The following is a 16426-nucleotide window of genomic DNA, read 5'->3' as shown; positions in this document are numbered from 1 at the left end:
GAATTTAGTTTTAAGTACTAAAATTCTGTGCAAAGATAGTTTTATTCGGTTAAACCTTTATTTGAATATCACTTTATTTGGTAAATGCCTTAATTTTCAATACCAGAACTTTTTGTAGGGACTAGATTTTTTCGTTATTGGCTTTAATGAAATCAGTTACTAAATATCCTATAAGCTTGCCGATTAGGTTGTTGTTTGGAGAATCGGCTAAATCGGGAGCACCTTCACAAATATGCAGATAAGTGGCATTTTTATGTTGTCCGAAAAAGGAGATAAACTGACGTAATTCTTCTACCGAAAAACCACTGATTGTCATGGCGCTGCTCGCAATATTAGGAATAGCATCCAGATCGATTTCGATCCCGAAAGAATCTGTTCTGATAAACTCTAAAGCCAATGCCATTTCTCTGTCAAAATCCTTTTCCTTGCGTATGTTCACACTATCGTAGGTGTTGTAACGAACTCGGTCTTCAAGTTTTTTGATGATGTCTAAAACACTTTTAGAAGTATAGTTTTCGTGCAGACCAAAAATGAAGTACTTTTTTAAGAAACCCTCTTCGTACGCATAGGAGAAACCATTGCCACTGTGACGGCCTTCAAGAATTCTGAAGTCAGAATGTGCATCAAAATTAATAGCATTGATTGGTTTTCCTTTGGCTAAAGCTGATCCTTTTATATTTCCGTAAGCATTATTGTGTCCGCCCCCAATAATGATTGGTATTTTTCCTGCTTTTATAATCGTAAAGATAATATGCGAAACTTCTTTGTCTATTTTTTCTACTAACTGACTTAGTTTGGACCTGTCGTCGATATCATTGAAATCAAGATTTTCAACATCACGCATTTCCTGAGCGACATCCAATTGTCCTAAAACCAAAATCTGACTTCCTTTAGAGAAACGATTGTGCTGAATGTTTGCAATGCTTTTTATAGCACTTTCCCATGCCGATGCAGCTCCGGGTCTGCCGTAATTGGCACGTACGCCAATATCTTCAGGAATCCCAAAAAGCACATATTTGGTCTCACTTTCTTTTAGAAAATTGATCTTATCAGCTCCTTTAGGAATGATGACCATTTTTTCTCCGAATTTTATTTCACCACTTCGATGATTGGTGATTTTTGCCAAATCGTTAACAGTAAAAGGAATTAGTTTCTCCATGAAAAAAAAATATTTTTCAAAAATAATATAATTGTGGTAACTTACGTTATTACCTTTATATTAATTCTTAAATTTGTTTTAAAGAAAATTTTTTTAAATATGGAAAACCCAAAGAACAACAACTCAAGTCTAAAAGCGGTAATCGCAGTTTTAGCAGTCCTACTGATTGGTAGCTTAGTGTATATTTTTAAATTATCATCTGATACAGATGTAGTTAAAACTGAACTTACAACGACGATGACAGAGAAAGAATCTGTTATGAAAGATTTACAGGAATTGAAATCAACTTATGATGCTGCAATTGCTGAAAATACTTCAATGTCTGATGAGTTAATTCAGGAAAGAGATAAAGTAGTAGCTCTAATGGATGATTTAAATAAATCTAAAGGAGATGTATCCAAATACAGATCACAAGTTCAGGCAATGCAAGGTAAAATGAAAACTTTGGTTGCTGAAAACGATGAGTTGAAAAAACAAAATGGTGTTTTAACAGTTCAAAGAGACAGTACAATTGTAGTTTTAGGAGAATCTAAGAAGTACAATGAGGTTTTAGTTGGTCAAAACGAAGAATTGGCAAAAACAGTTGAAAAAGGAGCTAAATTGTCAGTATTGAATACAAAAACAATCGCTTACAAAGTAAAAGGTTCAGGTAAACAAATCGAAACAGATAAAGCGAGTCGCGCTGATGTTTTGAAAGTAAGTTTTACAATTGCTGAGAATCAAATCGCTAAATCTGGAGATAAAACGTATTATGTACAAGTTATCGATTCTAAAAACAATGTTTTAGGAGAGAAGAAAACAGAAAGTTTTGGAGATAATACTTTGACGTATAGCTTTAAAACTACCGTAAGATATGAAAACAAAACAGTAAACGTTTCAGAAGATTTAATTGGTAAGGATTTTGAGAAAGGTACTTACTTTATTAATGTTTTTGATAATGATGAATTAGTTTCTAAAACTAGTTTCAGCTTAAGATAATACCACGTCGTTTAAGGCAAATACCACTAAAAAAAGGTCTGTGAGAAATCACAGACCTTTTTTTTATGCTTTCTATTTAATAATTTTTCCTTCAAGAAAAACACTTTCGATTAAATTACTGCCAAAAGCGTATGGAATCTGATAGTAAGATGAAATAGGTTTTGTTAGAATTAAGTTAGCTTTTTTGCCTTTAGTAATGCTTCCATGCGTTTCAGAAAGGTCCATCGCATAAGCGCCATTTATGGTGGCAGCATTTATAGCTTCTTCCGGAGTCATCTTCATTTTGATACAGGCTGTTGCAACTACAAAATTCATATTTCCGGATGGAGTAGAACCAGGATTAAAATCGGTTGCCAAAGCAATTGGTAAACCTGCTTTAATCATTTCACGAGCCGGAGTATAAGGAATACTTAAAAAGTAGGAACAGGATGGCAGTGCAACTGGCATTGTTTCTGTGTTTTTTAAAGCTTCAATATCTTCGGGGTTCATAATTTCGAGATGATCGACAGAAAGGGCTTTGTATTTGATTCCTGCTTGTATACCGCCAATAGAATTGAACTGGTTGACATGAATTTTAGGTTTCAGGCCGAATTGTATTCCTGCTTCCATAATTTTTTCGGTTTCTTCGACAGAGAAATATCCGGTTTCGCAAAAGGCATCCATGTAATCAGCCAGTTTATTTTGGGCAATTTCAGGTAGCATTTTGGTGATAATTTCATCGATGTAACCTGCTTTGTTTTCTTTGTAATGTAATGGAAAAGCATGTGCACCCAAAAAAGTTGCTTTTATGGCAATAGGATAATTTTGGGCTAGTTTCTGAATTACGCGAAGCATTTTCAGTTCGCCTTCGATCGTAAGTCCATAACCAGATTTTATTTCTACAGCACCTGTTCCTAAATGCATGACTTCTTCTAAACGAAGTTTTGATTGTTCGTAGATCTCTTCTTCTGAGGTTTCATTGAGTTTTTTAGCTGAATTTAGAATTCCTCCACCACGATTTGCAATCTCTTCATACGAAAAACCGTTAATTCGGTCTACAAATTCCTGTTCACGATTTCCTGCATATACAATGTGCGTATGACTGTCGCACCACGTAGGCATTACAATTCTTCCTGTTGCATCAATTGTTAGCGCTGCATTGATTTCAGGGAGATTTTCCATCAGGCCAAAATCGTCAATGAGATTGTCTTTTAAAATTAAATACGCATTTTTTAAAGTTGGAAGTACTGCCATTTCTGCTCCCGATACTTTAGCTATTGAAGTTTCGCGAACCTGAAGTAATTCTTTTATGTTGGTAATTAAAGTTGTCATTATTTTGAGGTATAAAGTAAAAAGCACAAATTTCACAATATTATCACGCAATAGATTAGTGAAATTCGTGAAATCTGTGTTTGAAAATTTGTTCTTATTATCTTATTCAGAAACGGTTATTTCGAACATTTTGGTCCAGTTTTTACCGGTAACAAAAATAGTTTTAGTTTTTGGGTTGTAAGCAATTCCGTTTAAAACATCATCTTTAGTTACATCAGTCATAAGTTTGCGTAATCCAGACATGTCCAGAATTCCTTCAACGGCTCCGGAAGTAGGGTTTACGACAGCAATAGCATCTTTAAACCATACATTGGTGTAGATTTTTCCGTTAATCCATTCCAGCTCATTAATTGCTTTAATTTTTGAAGTTCCTGAGTAAACGTTGATGTAGTCAATCATTTTTTGAGTTGCAGGATCCATTTTCCAGATTTTTTCTGTTTTGTCAGTTTGGTAGATGTATTTTCCGTCATTGGTCATTCCCCAACCTTCGATATCTTTTTCGTAAGCAAAAGTTTTCTCTAATTTTAAAGTGTTGGCATTGTAGATAAAACCTGTTTTGTTTTGATAGGTTAATTGAAATAATTTGCCATTGATGAAAGTAATCCCTTCACCAAAGTACTTTTTGTCTAAATCGATTTGTTTGAAAATTTTACCGGTTTTATAATCGTATTTTCTTAAGTAAGAAGCTCCTTCCAGTCCGGTACTCTCGTATAAAGTGTCTTTATAGAATTCTAATCCTTCGGTAAAGGATTGTTTGTCGTGTGGATAGGTGTTGACTATTTTGTATTTTAATAATTTAGGTTCGATATTAGAAACCAGTTCAACACGTTTAGTAGCATCGGAGGAGTCTGATCCGAAATAAACGGTCGCTTTTAAATATTGGTACCCTAATTTTTGATCTTTTAATTCAAATTTGAATTTTTCGGTCCCTTTAGTGCTTCCCACTTTTTTATCGTTTATGAAGTAGGTAATGCTGTCAATTTCTTTCGAATTTGGGTTCAAAATACCGATAGAAATTGCTTCCTGAGGCAAAAAATGAGCCGGAAAAGCTGAATCATCGATGTTGAATAAAGAATTTTCACCTTTTTTTGTATCTCCACATCCAATTAATGTGATTCCTAATAAAATGACAGTTAGGAAGTTATATTTTTTCATAGTTTAAAATTTGAATAAGCCAATATACGATGATATTTTTATAGCAACAAAGGTCTTGCAAAAATATAAAAAGATTGTATATTTGCACCGGCAAGTCCTACACGACCAGCTCCTGCAGACTCCCCCAGGATGGGAACATAGCAAGGGTACGTGGTTGAGCGGTGCGATGTAGGTCGCTTGCCATTTTTTTTTTTTTTTTTTAGTCCCGATGTTTCGGGATTTTTTTTTAGAATTAATTTAAAAGTAGTCTTCCATATGGAGGATTTTTTTATTTTTGACCTTTTTGTGAAATGTAAAATGTTGCTTGTAAGATGTAAGATGTTTTAGGGAAGAAGATTTTTATATTGCAGAAATTCTATTCATAAACAAGTACATTTAACAATCATAATTAAAAGTCTGCGTTAAGTATGTTTCATTTTACAGACAACATTTCACAAATAACATTTCACATCTAACATAAAACTTACAATGAGTAAAGTTGTTTTAATTACCGGAGGATCTTCAGGGATTGGAAAATCAATTGGAGAGTTCTTGCATCAAAAAGGTTTCGTTGTGTACGGAACAAGCCGAAATCCTGAAAAGGTACTGAATTCAATTTTTCCATTAGTTGCTTTGGATGTCCGTAATGCAGATTCTATAAAATCGGCAGTAGCAGAGGTTATTGCTGCTTCGGGAAGACTGGATGTTGTTATTAATAATGCAGGTGTTGGAATTACCGGGCCTCTGGAAGAAATTCCGACTGAGGAAATCAAAAACAATTTTGAAACCAATTTCTTCGGACCAATCGAAGTTATGAAAGCTGTTTTGCCTCAAATGAGAGAGCAGAAATCAGGTTTGATTATTAATATCACTTCAATTGCCGGCTATATGGGATTGCCATATCGTAGTGTATATTCGGCTTCAAAAGGAGCTTTGGAGTTAATCACAGAGGCTTTGCGTATGGAAGTGAAGGCATTTGGAATTGAGATTACAAATGTGGCACCGGGAGATTTTGCAACCAATATTGCAGCAGGTCGCTATCATGCACCGGTGCTAAAAGGTTCGGCTTATGAAAAAGTATACGGTGATATTCTTTCTACTATGAATGAGCATGTTGATGCGGGAGGGAATCCAAATGAAATGGCCGAAGCGGTTTATAAAATCATACAGCAAAAAAAGCCAAATGTACATTACAAAGTAGGTGCTTTTATGCAGAAATTTTCAATTGTTTTAAAGCGTGCACTACCGGATAAAGTTTATGAAAAAATGCTGATGAATCATTATAAATTATAAATTACTGAATCTTAAAATGAAATACCTTTTGCTTTTTGTTACGATTGCCTTTTGCTCTTGCTCTCCAAAAATAAGAACTTCTGTTTCTGAAAAACATGAAAAATTAAATGAAGTTGAGAAAATTGTCATTTTTAATGCCAAATCAGAACTTCCCGCGGTATATAGTAAAATCGGATCTACTAAAATTGGAGATACTGGTTTTACAATCAATTGCGATTTAAATACTGTACTTGAAAAAGCAAAAACTGAAGCTCGTAAAAGCGGTGCTAATGCATTGTTAATTACAGAACATTTGTATCCGAGTACATTTGGAAGTAGTTGTCATCGAATTGCTGCAGATTTATTGAGAGTTGAAAATACTCCGGATTATGATATTGTTAAGATTACTAAAGATACTGTTCGGTTACCAGCAGGTTCTAATGCCATTAATAATGATGCTGTAGTTTATGGTTCGTCTTATTCGGATAATTCTAAAACTTCAAGATTTTTAGTAACAGCGAATGTTGGACAAAGTTTTAGAGTAGGTTCATCGCCAGATGGTTTGAATTCAGAACAGAAAAAATATTTAAAAAAATTAAAATCTGGATTAAGTTATGATGTAAGTGCTTATTATATTACGGATAAAAAGAATGGATTTGGTTTGAAATACAATGTTTATAAGTCGTCTGGAACAATTTACAATCAACAAATTACGGTGGGTAATGAAATGACAGTAAAAGGAAATTTCAGTGATGATATAACAATCTCGTTTATTGGGCCTTCTTTCATAATTACTGAAGATCGACACGCAAGAGTTGGTGAAGCTAATTTAGAGTTAGCTTTGGGGTATATGGCCTATCAAAACAAGGCAGGTGTAGCTGGTAATCCGGTAAAAATAACGGGTTCAAATTTTGGTATGATTGGGGGGATGGGGTATCATTTTAGAATAACACCTCATTTTTTGTTGGGGCCACAGGTTAGTTTTGTTGGTGGTGTTTTGAAAAAACTAAAGTATACGTATGCAGATGGCACGACATATACTGAAAAGCTTGATAAAGAAGAATTAGAAAATTTATGGAGAATTGATTTGGCTATTGGTGCTAAGTTTAGATTCTAAGTTGTAATTTTGCGCTAAATTTTTAAACACACAATTAAATATAAATAGATTATGAAATTTTTTATTGACACAGCTAATTTAGCTCAGATTAAAGAAGCACAGGCTTTAGGAGTTTTGGATGGTGTAACGACTAACCCATCTTTGATGGCTAAAGAAGGAATTACTGGAAAAGACAACATTTTAAAGCATTATGTTGACATCTGTAATTTGGTTGAAGGAGATGTAAGTGCTGAAGTTAATGCGCTTGATTTTGACGGAATGATTAAGGAAGGTGAGGAGTTGGCTGAATTACATGATCAAATCGTGGTAAAATTGCCTATGACAAAAGAAGGTGTTATGGCTGCGAAATATTTCTCTGATAAGGGAATTAAAACAAATGTAACGCTTGTGTTTTCAGTAGGACAGGCTATTTTGGCTGCAAAAGCGGGAGCAACTTATGTGTCTCCGTTTGTTGGTCGTTTAGACGATGTTTCGACTGATGGATTGAATCTGATAGAAGAGATTAGATTAGTATATGATAATTATGGTTACGAAACTCAAATTTTAGCAGCTTCTGTACGTCACACGATGCACATTGTAAACTGTGCTAAAATTGGTGCTGATGTAATGACAGGACCTCTTTCTGCGATTTACGGATTATTGAAACACCCATTAACAGATATCGGATTGGCTCAATTTGTAGCTGATTTTGAAAAAGGAAACAAGTAGTCCTTAGTTATAAAATTAAAAAAGCCATTTTTCAATAGAAAGATGGCTTTTTTTATATAAACCCGACAGGTTTTCATTAAAATCTGTCGGGTTTGTTGTAATTATTGGTGTAAAAAAAACAAATATCAAATTCCAGATTCGAAGCGCTTAAAGGTTTGGAATTTGGAATTTGATATTTGGAATTTAAAATTTTATATTATGTTTAGTGACCACCGCCACCACCTTCAACATGGTTGATTCCTTGTCTTTTTAAGATCTTAGGGCAATAGAATCCGTAAAATCCTAAGTAAGCAAAACCAAGAAGAGGAACGATATAAGAGAAATGTGTCCATGTAATTCCGAAAATTCCGTTTGGACTTGTAAGGTCGATATCACAGATACTGCCTTGAATTAAAGGAATAATTCCTCCTCCAAGAATCATCATGATTAAGAATGAAGACGCTTTTCCAGTGTTTTTTCCTAAACCGGCAATCGCTAAATCAAAGATAGACGGCCACATGATAGATAAGAACAAGCCTCCGGAAATGAAGAAGAATTTGGCAATTTGAGGATCCGGGTAAACTAATCCGGCAAACATCATTAATACACCAGATATTCCGAAAAGCATTAATGTTTTTCCGGCATTTTTGCCTCCAACAAAACTCACCGCGATGAACAATAAGATCCAAATTGGGTAGATGTAGAATGAAGAAACATCATGTGCAGCAAAAATGTTAGCTCCAATAATTACTCCAAATGCCAGAGCCGGTACTATAAATTTAAGTGCTGTGTTTACTAGGGTAGAAGTATTGAAAACGTTAACTCCGCCATTCCAGCGACCAATCATTAAGCTTCCCCAATAAAGGGCAATAAATGGAGCGATAGCATGCTCAAGTACGTTGCCAAATTCGGCAGTATGTAATAAAGCAGGAAGGTTACTGATAATTGTTACTTCTGTACCAACATATATAAAAATACCTAACATTCCTAAATAGAGCTGAGGATAGTCTAATATATTGAATTTTTCGTGTGCTACTTTAACTTCCTCTTCGTCTTCTTTTGCAGGATCTTCAATTTTTGAGAAGTTCATGAAAATAGCGACTACAATAAAAGCAAGTCCAAGAATAATGAAAGGTAATTTAATGTCTTCTAATGATAAATCTGTTTTTTTGTTGTCTCCCATTCCGAATAGAGCGATTCCAAGTAAAATAGCACCAATTGTAGTTCCGAAAGAGTTGATTCCTCCTGCTAAAGTCAAACGGTGAGCGCCTGTTGCCGGGCTTCCCATTTTAATTGCTAGGGGATTTGCTACAATTTGCTGGATTGAGAAACCTAGTCCTACTGTAAATAAAGCTGTTAAGAAGAAAGGGAAACTTTGCATTGTTGCAGCCGGAACGAATAAAAATGACCCAACTGCGGATAAAAGTAAACCGGCAGAAAGTGTTTTTTTGTATCCAAATTTTTGTAAAACATCTAATTTTAAGGATACCAGAAAGAAAATCAATGATCCTACGAAGTAAGCAGCATAAAAGGCCCAGGCTACTAATTGCGATTGTACTTGTGATAAGGTGAATACTTTCTTGAAAACAGGAATCAGGATATCATTGGCTGAACCAACAAAACCCCAAAAGAAGAAAACAATTATCAACGAGATAAACTGTCCCCATTTGGTTTGAACATTTTCTGAACTCATAATTTAAGAGGTTAATTTTTTATTTTATTGTTTTTTGAAGACCGTAAATATATTTGTTAAGTGTTTCAAAAAAAAATAAAAAGCCACAAATAATGTTAAATTTAAACCAACGGTTTGATTTTTTCAACAATGTGTTAATTTTTACCGAGTTAGAAAATCGATTTAGGAAGCTGAGTTTATTCCAGTATTTTGTTTTTTACTTCTTTGCTGTAATTTCTTCCAATTGGAATGGTGTAAGATTGTATCTGAATACGATTGCCTTCTATTGATTTTACTTTATTCAGTGCAATTACATAGGATTTGTGAATGCGCAAGAATCGGTCGGCAGGTAATTCCTCAGACAATGAGGTTAAAGATTTGTGCGTGATGTAGGTTTTGTCTGAAGTCACCACTTTTATGTATTCCTTCATTCCTTCAACAAATAAAATTTCTTCAATATTAATTTTCATCATTTTCTTATCTACTTTGATAAAAATATGAGAGTCACCCTTAGTGGTTTCGACTTTAATATTGTTTTTTAAATTGTATTCAGTAGTGATTTTATTGATGCATTTTATAAACCTTGGAAGCGGAATAGGTTTTACTAAGTAATCCAGAACGTCAAGATCATAGCTTTCTGCGGCAAATTCTCTAAAGGCAGTTGTAATGATAACTTTGGTTTTGTTTTCGATCAGGCTAATAAGTTCGAATCCTGTCATCATAGGCATGTTAATGTCTAAGAATACAGCATCGACAGTAGTACTGTTTATAAAATCAAGCGCTTCCAGAGAATTATTGAATGTACCAATTACCTCAAAATCTGTAAAATTGGTAAAATAATTTTGCAGGACTTTGATTGCCAAAGGCTCATCGTCAATCAACACGCATTTAATTTTCATTATCAAGAGGTATTTGCAAACGGATTATATAGTAATTTAATTTAGTTGTATTTTTTAGACTGAAGTCATTTTTGTAAATCAGTTTTAATCTCTTTTTGGTATTAGCCAGACCAATTCCGCCTTTCGCGTTAATATTTTGTGAAATTACAAAATTATTTAAGATTTCAAAGTCTAACATTTTATTGTCAATAACTTTACAATTGATTTTAATTTTAAGGTTATTATTGTTGACTCCACCGTGTTTAAAGGCATTTTCGACCAATGAAATGAAGAGTAGCGGAGGTACCACAATATCCTCTATATTTGATTCTAAATTGATTGTAACTTCAACATTTTCAAAGCGTAGCTTCTCGATTTCGATATAATTTTGGATGTAATTAATTTCTTTAATCAAAGGAACAGATTTGGTTCCTTTTACATCATATAAAACATATTCCATTAGATTTGACAGTTTTATAATTACATCAGGGACTTTATTTGAAGATTCTAGTGATAAAGCATATAAATTATTCAGGGTATTGAAAAAGAAGTGCGGCTGAATCTGATTTTCAAGATATTTTAGCTTTATTCTAAACTGATTTTCCCTTAGAGATCGGTTTCTTTCCCTTTCTCTCAGCCAGGTTAATGTAAGGTAGACAGAAGATGCCATTGCAACAACATATAATTCACCAATGCAAACTGCGAGTACGTGGTTGATGTCAAAAGAATGATATTCGCGGTTGGCTTCCGGCCAAATATTTTCAGATATAATATAATAGGTGAGACCGGTCTTTATTAAATAGACAGCCAATAGGCTTATAACCATCAAGAAAGTATACTGAATGTATTTTTGCTTTAGAACATAACGCGGCACCAGTACAAATAAATTGAAATAGACTAGTGGAATGTGTAAAGAGAATTCTATCAGGTTTGATTTGAACGAATAAGGATAATCATTAAAGTAGGCGCCCCATCTTAAAAAGTTAAGAGTGAAATAGCTGCCCCAAAACCAAACATGGTTTTTAAGTTTTATGTCAAATTTTAATTTTCGTATCTCGTTCAACTTTTATTTAGCAGTTTATGGGAATTGATTCTCGGGTTTGTAATTAATGTGCAACTTTAAACAATTAGTTATTAAAACGCAATTCTTTTACATAAAATTTTAAAATATAGCGATATGTTGATGTATTTAAATCTGATAACGTTTTCGTAAAACGGTTTGTGTAATATTTGGTATGGTTTAATCATAAATGGTATCGAATTGTTAATGATTGTTAAACGATTATGCGAAAAAAGGGGATTTTTTTATGGTAAATTATTATTTTCTTGTAAAATATTAGTAGATATTGATTAGAAAACGTTTTCGAAAAGCATATTATTGATTGTTTTATGTCGTTCGTTTAAAATTTAATGCCGTTTGTATAATTTATTTTTTTTAACAATACGTTAAGAATAATTTTACCCTATAACTAACAAAATAAATTAACATGAAAAAAATTTTCTTAATCTTTATGATTGTTTTTACGGCGCAAGTTTCGCTTGCTCAGGTAAAAAATATTAAAGGTGTGATTACAGATTCTGATGGACTGCCATTGCCAGGGGCGTCCATTGCGGTACAAGGAGGTCAAAAGGGAACTACTTCCGATTTTGACGGAGTGTACACAATTGAAGTTCAAAAAGGACAGACTTTAGTTTTTACTTATGTTGGTCTTGAAACACAATCAATAGTTGTAGGTGATGCTGCTACAATTAATGTTAAAATGCTACAAGCAGCCTCGAATGCACTTACAGAGGTTGTTGTAACTTCATTAGGTATCAAGAAAACAAGAAAATCTTTAACTTATGCAGCTCAGGAACTTAAAGGAGAAGAGTTAACACGTGTAAGAGATGCGAACGTTATCAATACAATTGCTGGTAAAATTGCCGGTGTTGCAGTAACCAGAAGTTCAGGAGGTACTGGTGGATCGACAAAAGTAGTTATCCGTGGAAATTCATCTGTTGTGAATAGCCAGCCATTATATGTTATTGATGGTATTCCGATATTGAGTCCTGGTACTGCTGGCCAGCCAACGGAGTCATTTGGAAGCTTGTCAGGAGGTAATCGTGACGGTGGTGATGTTGTTTCTTTAGTTAATCCTGATGATTACGATGGAATGACGGTTCTTAAAGGTGCAGCTGCTTCTGTATTATATGGTAGTCAGGGAGCAAATGGAGTAATTTTGCTATCTTCTAAAAAAGCTAAAACAGGGAAAGCAAATATTACGGCTTCTTCAGTAACTACTTTTGAAACAGCAGCTTATTTGCCTAAATTTCAATCAGATTACGTTGCATTAAAAGGAGCGACAGAAACATGGGGAGCAAAACAAAAAACGAATGATCATGTTAAAGATTTCTTTAATACAGGAGTTACTCAAATTAGTTCAGTAGGGTACTCTACTGGTACCGAAAATTCGTCTACAGCATTTTCTTATGCCAATACCACTTCTTCAGGAATTACTCCGGGTAATAGTCTAAAGAAAAATAATTTTGGAATTCGCCAAACAGCTAAGTTCTTTGGAGATAAATTGACCTTTGCAGCAAATGCAAATTATACTTCTCAGTCAATTGGAAACAAACCTGTAAACGGTCTTTATTTTAATACGCTTACTGGTGTTTATTTAATGCCAAGAGGAAATGATTTTAATTTTTATAAAGATAATTATGAAGTTTTTGATCCGACAAGAAATTTAATGGCTCAAAATTGGGTGTCTAATGTAGATTTTATGCAAAATCCATATTGGGTAATAAACAGAAATAAATCAGAAGATAAGAATGACTTTTTTAATGGATCTTTATCTTTAACTTATAAAGCTACTAATTGGTTAAGTATTGCCAGCAGATATAGTTATAATAGAGCATCAAGTGAGTTTGATAAATTTGTTTATGCAACTACTCAGGGAGCCTTATCTCATGTAAATGGTAGATATTATCATGAAAATTCTTTAAGTACACAACGTTATGCCGATTTAATAGCAACTATAAATACAAAAATCGGTTCAGATTTCACATTCAATGCAAACATTGGAACCAGTGTAAGAAATACGTTGATTAATCAAAGAACGATACTGGATTCAGGAGTTGGTGGAGGTTTAAAATATGCAAACTGGTTTACATTGCATAATTTTAATAACAATGCTGAAAATTATCAGTTAATTGAATCTAACAAAGAAATTCAATCCATATTTGCTGCAACTACTTTTGGTTATAAAGATATGTTGTTCTTAGATCTTACAGGTAGAAAAGACTGGTCTTCTACTTTAGTGAATACAGATGAAGGAGGATATTTTTATCCATCAGTTGGTTTAACAGGTATTATTAGTGAGATGACTACTTTGCCGGAATTTATTACCTATGGTAAAGTTCGTGCAGCTTATGCTAGGGCTGGTAATGATGTCGCTCCATTTATAACGACTCCTACAAATTATTATCCACAAGGAAGCGGTACAAAATACAATCCAATTGTTGCACCAAAAACTGGTACAAGTTTGAAGCCTGAGTTAAAAACAGAATACGAACTAGGAACTGAATGGAGAATGTTTAATAATAGATTAGGATTTGAGTTTTCTTACTATCATTCAGAAACTAAGAATCAGTATTTACAAGTAGTGGCTCCAATTGGAAATGTACAAGGTGTTGATTTTTATGGAATTAATGCTGGTAGTATAGAGAATAAAGGTATAGAGGTTGTTTTAAATGCAGGAATCGTTAGAGGAGATAAATTTTCTTGGGATGCAGCTGTGAACTATTCTCATAACAGAAATAAAGTAAAAGAAATTCCTACTGAATTAGGAGGTAGAATTAACCTTACCAATGCTGGTGTAAACAGTTACAGATATGCATTAATTGAAGGAAAACCATTTGGAGTTATTGAAGGAATTAATATTAAGAGAGATGCGCAAGGCAGACCATTGTTAAACGATGATGGTACTCTTCAAAAAACTGGTTTTGAGGAAGTAGGTAATTCTAATCCTGATTTTATGTTAGGTCTTTCTAACTCATTTAAATTTGGATCTTTCTTTGCAAGTGTATTAATTGATGGTCGTTTTGGTGGTGATGTAATGAGTTTAACAGAAGCAGTAAACGATATTAATGGAGTTTCGAAAGCAACAGGTGATGCCAGAAATGCTGGAGGTGTAAATATTAACGGAGTGAGAGCAAGCGACGGTGTTGCTGTTCCTACAATGAGTGCTGAGTCTTATTACAAACAAGTTGGAGGTAGACAAGGAATTAGTGGAGAGTATGTTTATAGCGCAACAAATGTAAACGTTAGAGAGGTTTCAATTGGATACAATTTTAATCCAAAAGCATTACCTTTTATTCAGGCAGCCAGTATCTCTTTAATCGCCAGAAACTTATTTTTTATATACAAAGATGCTCCTTTTGATCCAAACATTGCATTAAGTACAGGTCAAGGTTTACAAGGTGTTGATATTTATGGTTTGCCTTCTACCAGAAGTATCGGTCTTAATTTAAATGTAACTTTCTAAAAAATTAAAAAGATGAAACTAAATAAAATAATAAAAGTAACAACAATCTGTGCTTCGTTACTTACGGTAGTTGCGTGTACAGATAATTTTGAGGAAATAAATACGAATCCAAATGGTATTACACCAGAGCTTTTTGAGCAGGATTTTAATCATATTAAAGGTGGGTTTTCTCCGATGTTTAATAATATCCAGGTTTTAACCCCGCCAGATCTTTATCAATTGCAACAAGGATTAAATAGTGATGTTTGGTCTGGATATATGGCAACTCCTCATCCTTTTGGTAATTTGAATAATACAACTTACTATCTTCTTGATAACTGGAATGGTACTTGTTGGGAGACTGCTTACAAGAATATAATGTATAATGCTAATGATATTGCCAACAAAGCGAAAGGAAAATACGATCAGTTTTACGCCTTGTCTTTGATTTTAAAAGTAGAAGGGATGCATAGATTGACCGATATTTTTGGACCTATTATTTACTCGAAGTTCGGTACTTTGGAGACTACTATTCCATATGATTCACAAGAAGAGGTATACACTCAAATGTTTAGTGAACTGGATTTTGCAGTGGCAGAATTAACTAAAAGAGTTGATGCTGGCGAGGTTAGTGTTTTTACTTCAGCTGATGAATCAGGTTATAAGGGTGATTATAAATTATGGGTAAAATTTGCTAATACCTTGCGTTTGAGATTAGCCATGCGTGTTGTAAAAGTGAAACCAGATTTGGCTAAGACTCAGGCTGAAAAAGCTGTGGCACATAAATTTGGAGTTTTCACTGCAAATTCAGATTTGTTCAAAATTGTATCTCCTGTTTATACTAATCCAATTCAAACTATAAGTAATGGATGGGGAGATATCGCTATGTCTGCTGATATGGAATCTATTCTAAAAGGATACAATGATCCTAGATTACCTGTTTATTTTGAGACTTCAACGGAATTTCCAGGTCAGTATAAAGGGATTCGTACAGGTATAGCTATGGCTTCAAAAAGTGATCATGAGAATTTTTCTCGAGTTGGATCAGTTATTAAGACTAAAGAAATAACTCTAATGACTACTGCGGAAGCTTATTTCTTAAGAGCGGAAGGAGCTTTAAGAGGATGGAACATGGGCGGAGATGCTAAATCATTGTATGAACAAGGAATTGCAGCGTCATTTGATCAAAGAGGAGTTTCAGGTGCAGCGGCTTATACGGCAAACAATACGGGTACTGCAGCAGCCTATGTTGATCCTAAATTCCCGGAGAATAATGCAGCACCATTAAATAATGTGACTGTTGCCTGGGATGCGGCGGCAACTAATGAGGTAAAATTGCAAAAAATTGTTACTCAAAAATGGATTGCCGGTTTCCCTGAAGGTCAGGAAGCTTGGTCTGATTACAGAAGAACAGGATATCCTAAACTTTTTAAAGTACTTAAAAATTATAGTGGAGGTACAATTTCTACAGAGCTTGGTGTGAGAAGAATCAATTTTGTTGTCGCTGAGAAAGCTGGTAATAAAGGTGGTTACGAGACAGGACTTGCCAAATTAGGAGGACCAGACAATGGTGGAACCAGACTTTGGTGGGATGTTAATGCTCCAAATTTCTAAAAAAATAAATCCAAGAATTAAAAGAATTTAAGTTTGGTTAGTAAATGGTATAAGTGACTAAGGTTGCTTATACCATTTCAAAAACCAAAATTGTAATTA

General features: G+C 34.0%; 12 protein-coding genes and 1 other RNA gene. 7 read left to right on the top strand and 6 right to left on the bottom strand.

The window, feature by feature from the left end; all coding sequences use genetic code 11:
• Positions 1-121 precede the first annotated feature (121 nt).
• Entirely contained in the window at positions 122-1159 is a 1038-nt protein-coding gene (locus FLA105534_RS20940; protein WP_173968030.1) for a formimidoylglutamase, read from the bottom strand.
• 99 nt (positions 1160-1258) lie between these two features.
• Here FLA105534_RS20940 and FLA105534_RS20935 point away from each other — a divergent pair, with 99 nt between their 5' ends.
• Positions 1259-2137 (top strand): hypothetical protein, encoded by an 879-nt coding sequence (locus FLA105534_RS20935; protein ID WP_173968029.1) that lies wholly within the window; start codon positions 1259-1261, stop codon positions 2135-2137.
• Positions 2138-2209: 72 nt separating this feature from the next.
• Here FLA105534_RS20935 and hutI read toward each other — a convergent pair whose 3' ends face one another.
• Together hutI and FLA105534_RS20925 are read right to left on the bottom strand one after the other, a co-directional pair.
• Positions 2210-3448: an imidazolonepropionase gene (gene hutI, locus FLA105534_RS20930; protein ID WP_173968028.1), complete on the bottom strand. Its 1239-nt coding sequence runs from the start codon at positions 3446-3448 to the stop codon at positions 2210-2212.
• A gap of 102 nt (positions 3449-3550) precedes the next feature.
• Positions 3551-4603 carry a glutaminyl-peptide cyclotransferase gene (locus tag FLA105534_RS20925; RefSeq protein ID WP_173968027.1) on the bottom strand — a complete coding sequence of 351 codons (1053 nt, stop codon included), beginning with the start codon at positions 4601-4603 and terminating at the stop codon, positions 3551-3553.
• An 88-nt stretch (positions 4604-4691) separates the two neighbouring features.
• Between FLA105534_RS20925 and ffs the strand changes: the two genes are divergently transcribed.
• The 4 genes from ffs to fsa all read left to right on the top strand — a co-directional run bounded on the left by ffs (position 4692) and on the right by fsa (position 7679).
• An RNA gene (gene ffs, locus FLA105534_RS20920) (signal recognition particle sRNA small type) lies at positions 4692-4789 on the top strand.
• 282 nt (positions 4790-5071) lie between these two features.
• Positions 5072-5875 (top strand): SDR family oxidoreductase, encoded by an 804-nt coding sequence (locus tag FLA105534_RS20915; RefSeq protein ID WP_173968026.1) that lies wholly within the window; start codon positions 5072-5074, stop codon positions 5873-5875.
• Between the two features lie 16 nt (positions 5876-5891).
• Complete coding sequence (locus FLA105534_RS20910) at positions 5892-6971, top strand: hypothetical protein (RefSeq protein ID WP_173968025.1); 1080 nt, start codon at positions 5892-5894, stop codon at positions 6969-6971.
• 51 nt (positions 6972-7022) lie between these two features.
• Positions 7023-7679: a fructose-6-phosphate aldolase gene (fsa, locus tag FLA105534_RS20905; protein ID WP_173968024.1), complete on the top strand. Its 657-nt coding sequence runs from the start codon at positions 7023-7025 to the stop codon at positions 7677-7679.
• 202 nt (positions 7680-7881) lie between these two features.
• Here fsa and FLA105534_RS20900 read toward each other — a convergent pair whose 3' ends face one another.
• The 3 genes from FLA105534_RS20900 to FLA105534_RS20890 all read right to left on the bottom strand — a co-directional run bounded on the left by FLA105534_RS20900 (position 7882) and on the right by FLA105534_RS20890 (position 11271).
• Positions 7882-9351 (bottom strand): MFS transporter, encoded by a 1470-nt coding sequence (locus FLA105534_RS20900; RefSeq protein ID WP_173968023.1) that lies wholly within the window; start codon positions 9349-9351, stop codon positions 7882-7884.
• A gap of 176 nt (positions 9352-9527) precedes the next feature.
• A complete protein-coding gene (locus FLA105534_RS20895) occupies positions 9528-10229 on the bottom strand; it encodes a LytR/AlgR family response regulator transcription factor (RefSeq protein ID WP_173968022.1) in 702 nt (233 codons plus the stop codon).
• Positions 10219-11271, bottom strand: a complete 1053-nt coding sequence (locus FLA105534_RS20890) for a sensor histidine kinase (RefSeq protein ID WP_173968021.1) — start codon at positions 11269-11271, stop codon at positions 10219-10221. Before FLA105534_RS20890 ends, FLA105534_RS20895 begins: the two co-directional genes overlap by 11 nt.
• A gap of 424 nt (positions 11272-11695) precedes the next feature.
• Here FLA105534_RS20890 and FLA105534_RS20885 point away from each other — a divergent pair, with 424 nt between their 5' ends.
• Positions 11696-14734, top strand: a complete 3039-nt coding sequence (locus FLA105534_RS20885; RefSeq protein ID WP_173968020.1) for a SusC/RagA family TonB-linked outer membrane protein — start codon at positions 11696-11698, stop codon at positions 14732-14734.
• A gap of 12 nt (positions 14735-14746) precedes the next feature.
• On the top strand, positions 14747-16327 hold the full coding sequence (locus FLA105534_RS20880; RefSeq protein ID WP_173968019.1) for a RagB/SusD family nutrient uptake outer membrane protein: 1581 nt from the start codon (positions 14747-14749) through the stop codon (positions 16325-16327).
• Positions 16328-16426: the final 99 nt, after the last annotated feature.

It is taken from the genome of Flavobacterium collinsii (assembly GCF_902804485.1).
GTDB classification, from domain to species: domain Bacteria; phylum Bacteroidota; class Bacteroidia; order Flavobacteriales; family Flavobacteriaceae; genus Flavobacterium; species Flavobacterium collinsii.
Note: the sequence above shows the minus strand (reverse complement) of the source record. Positions and strands in the feature narration are given on the sequence as shown.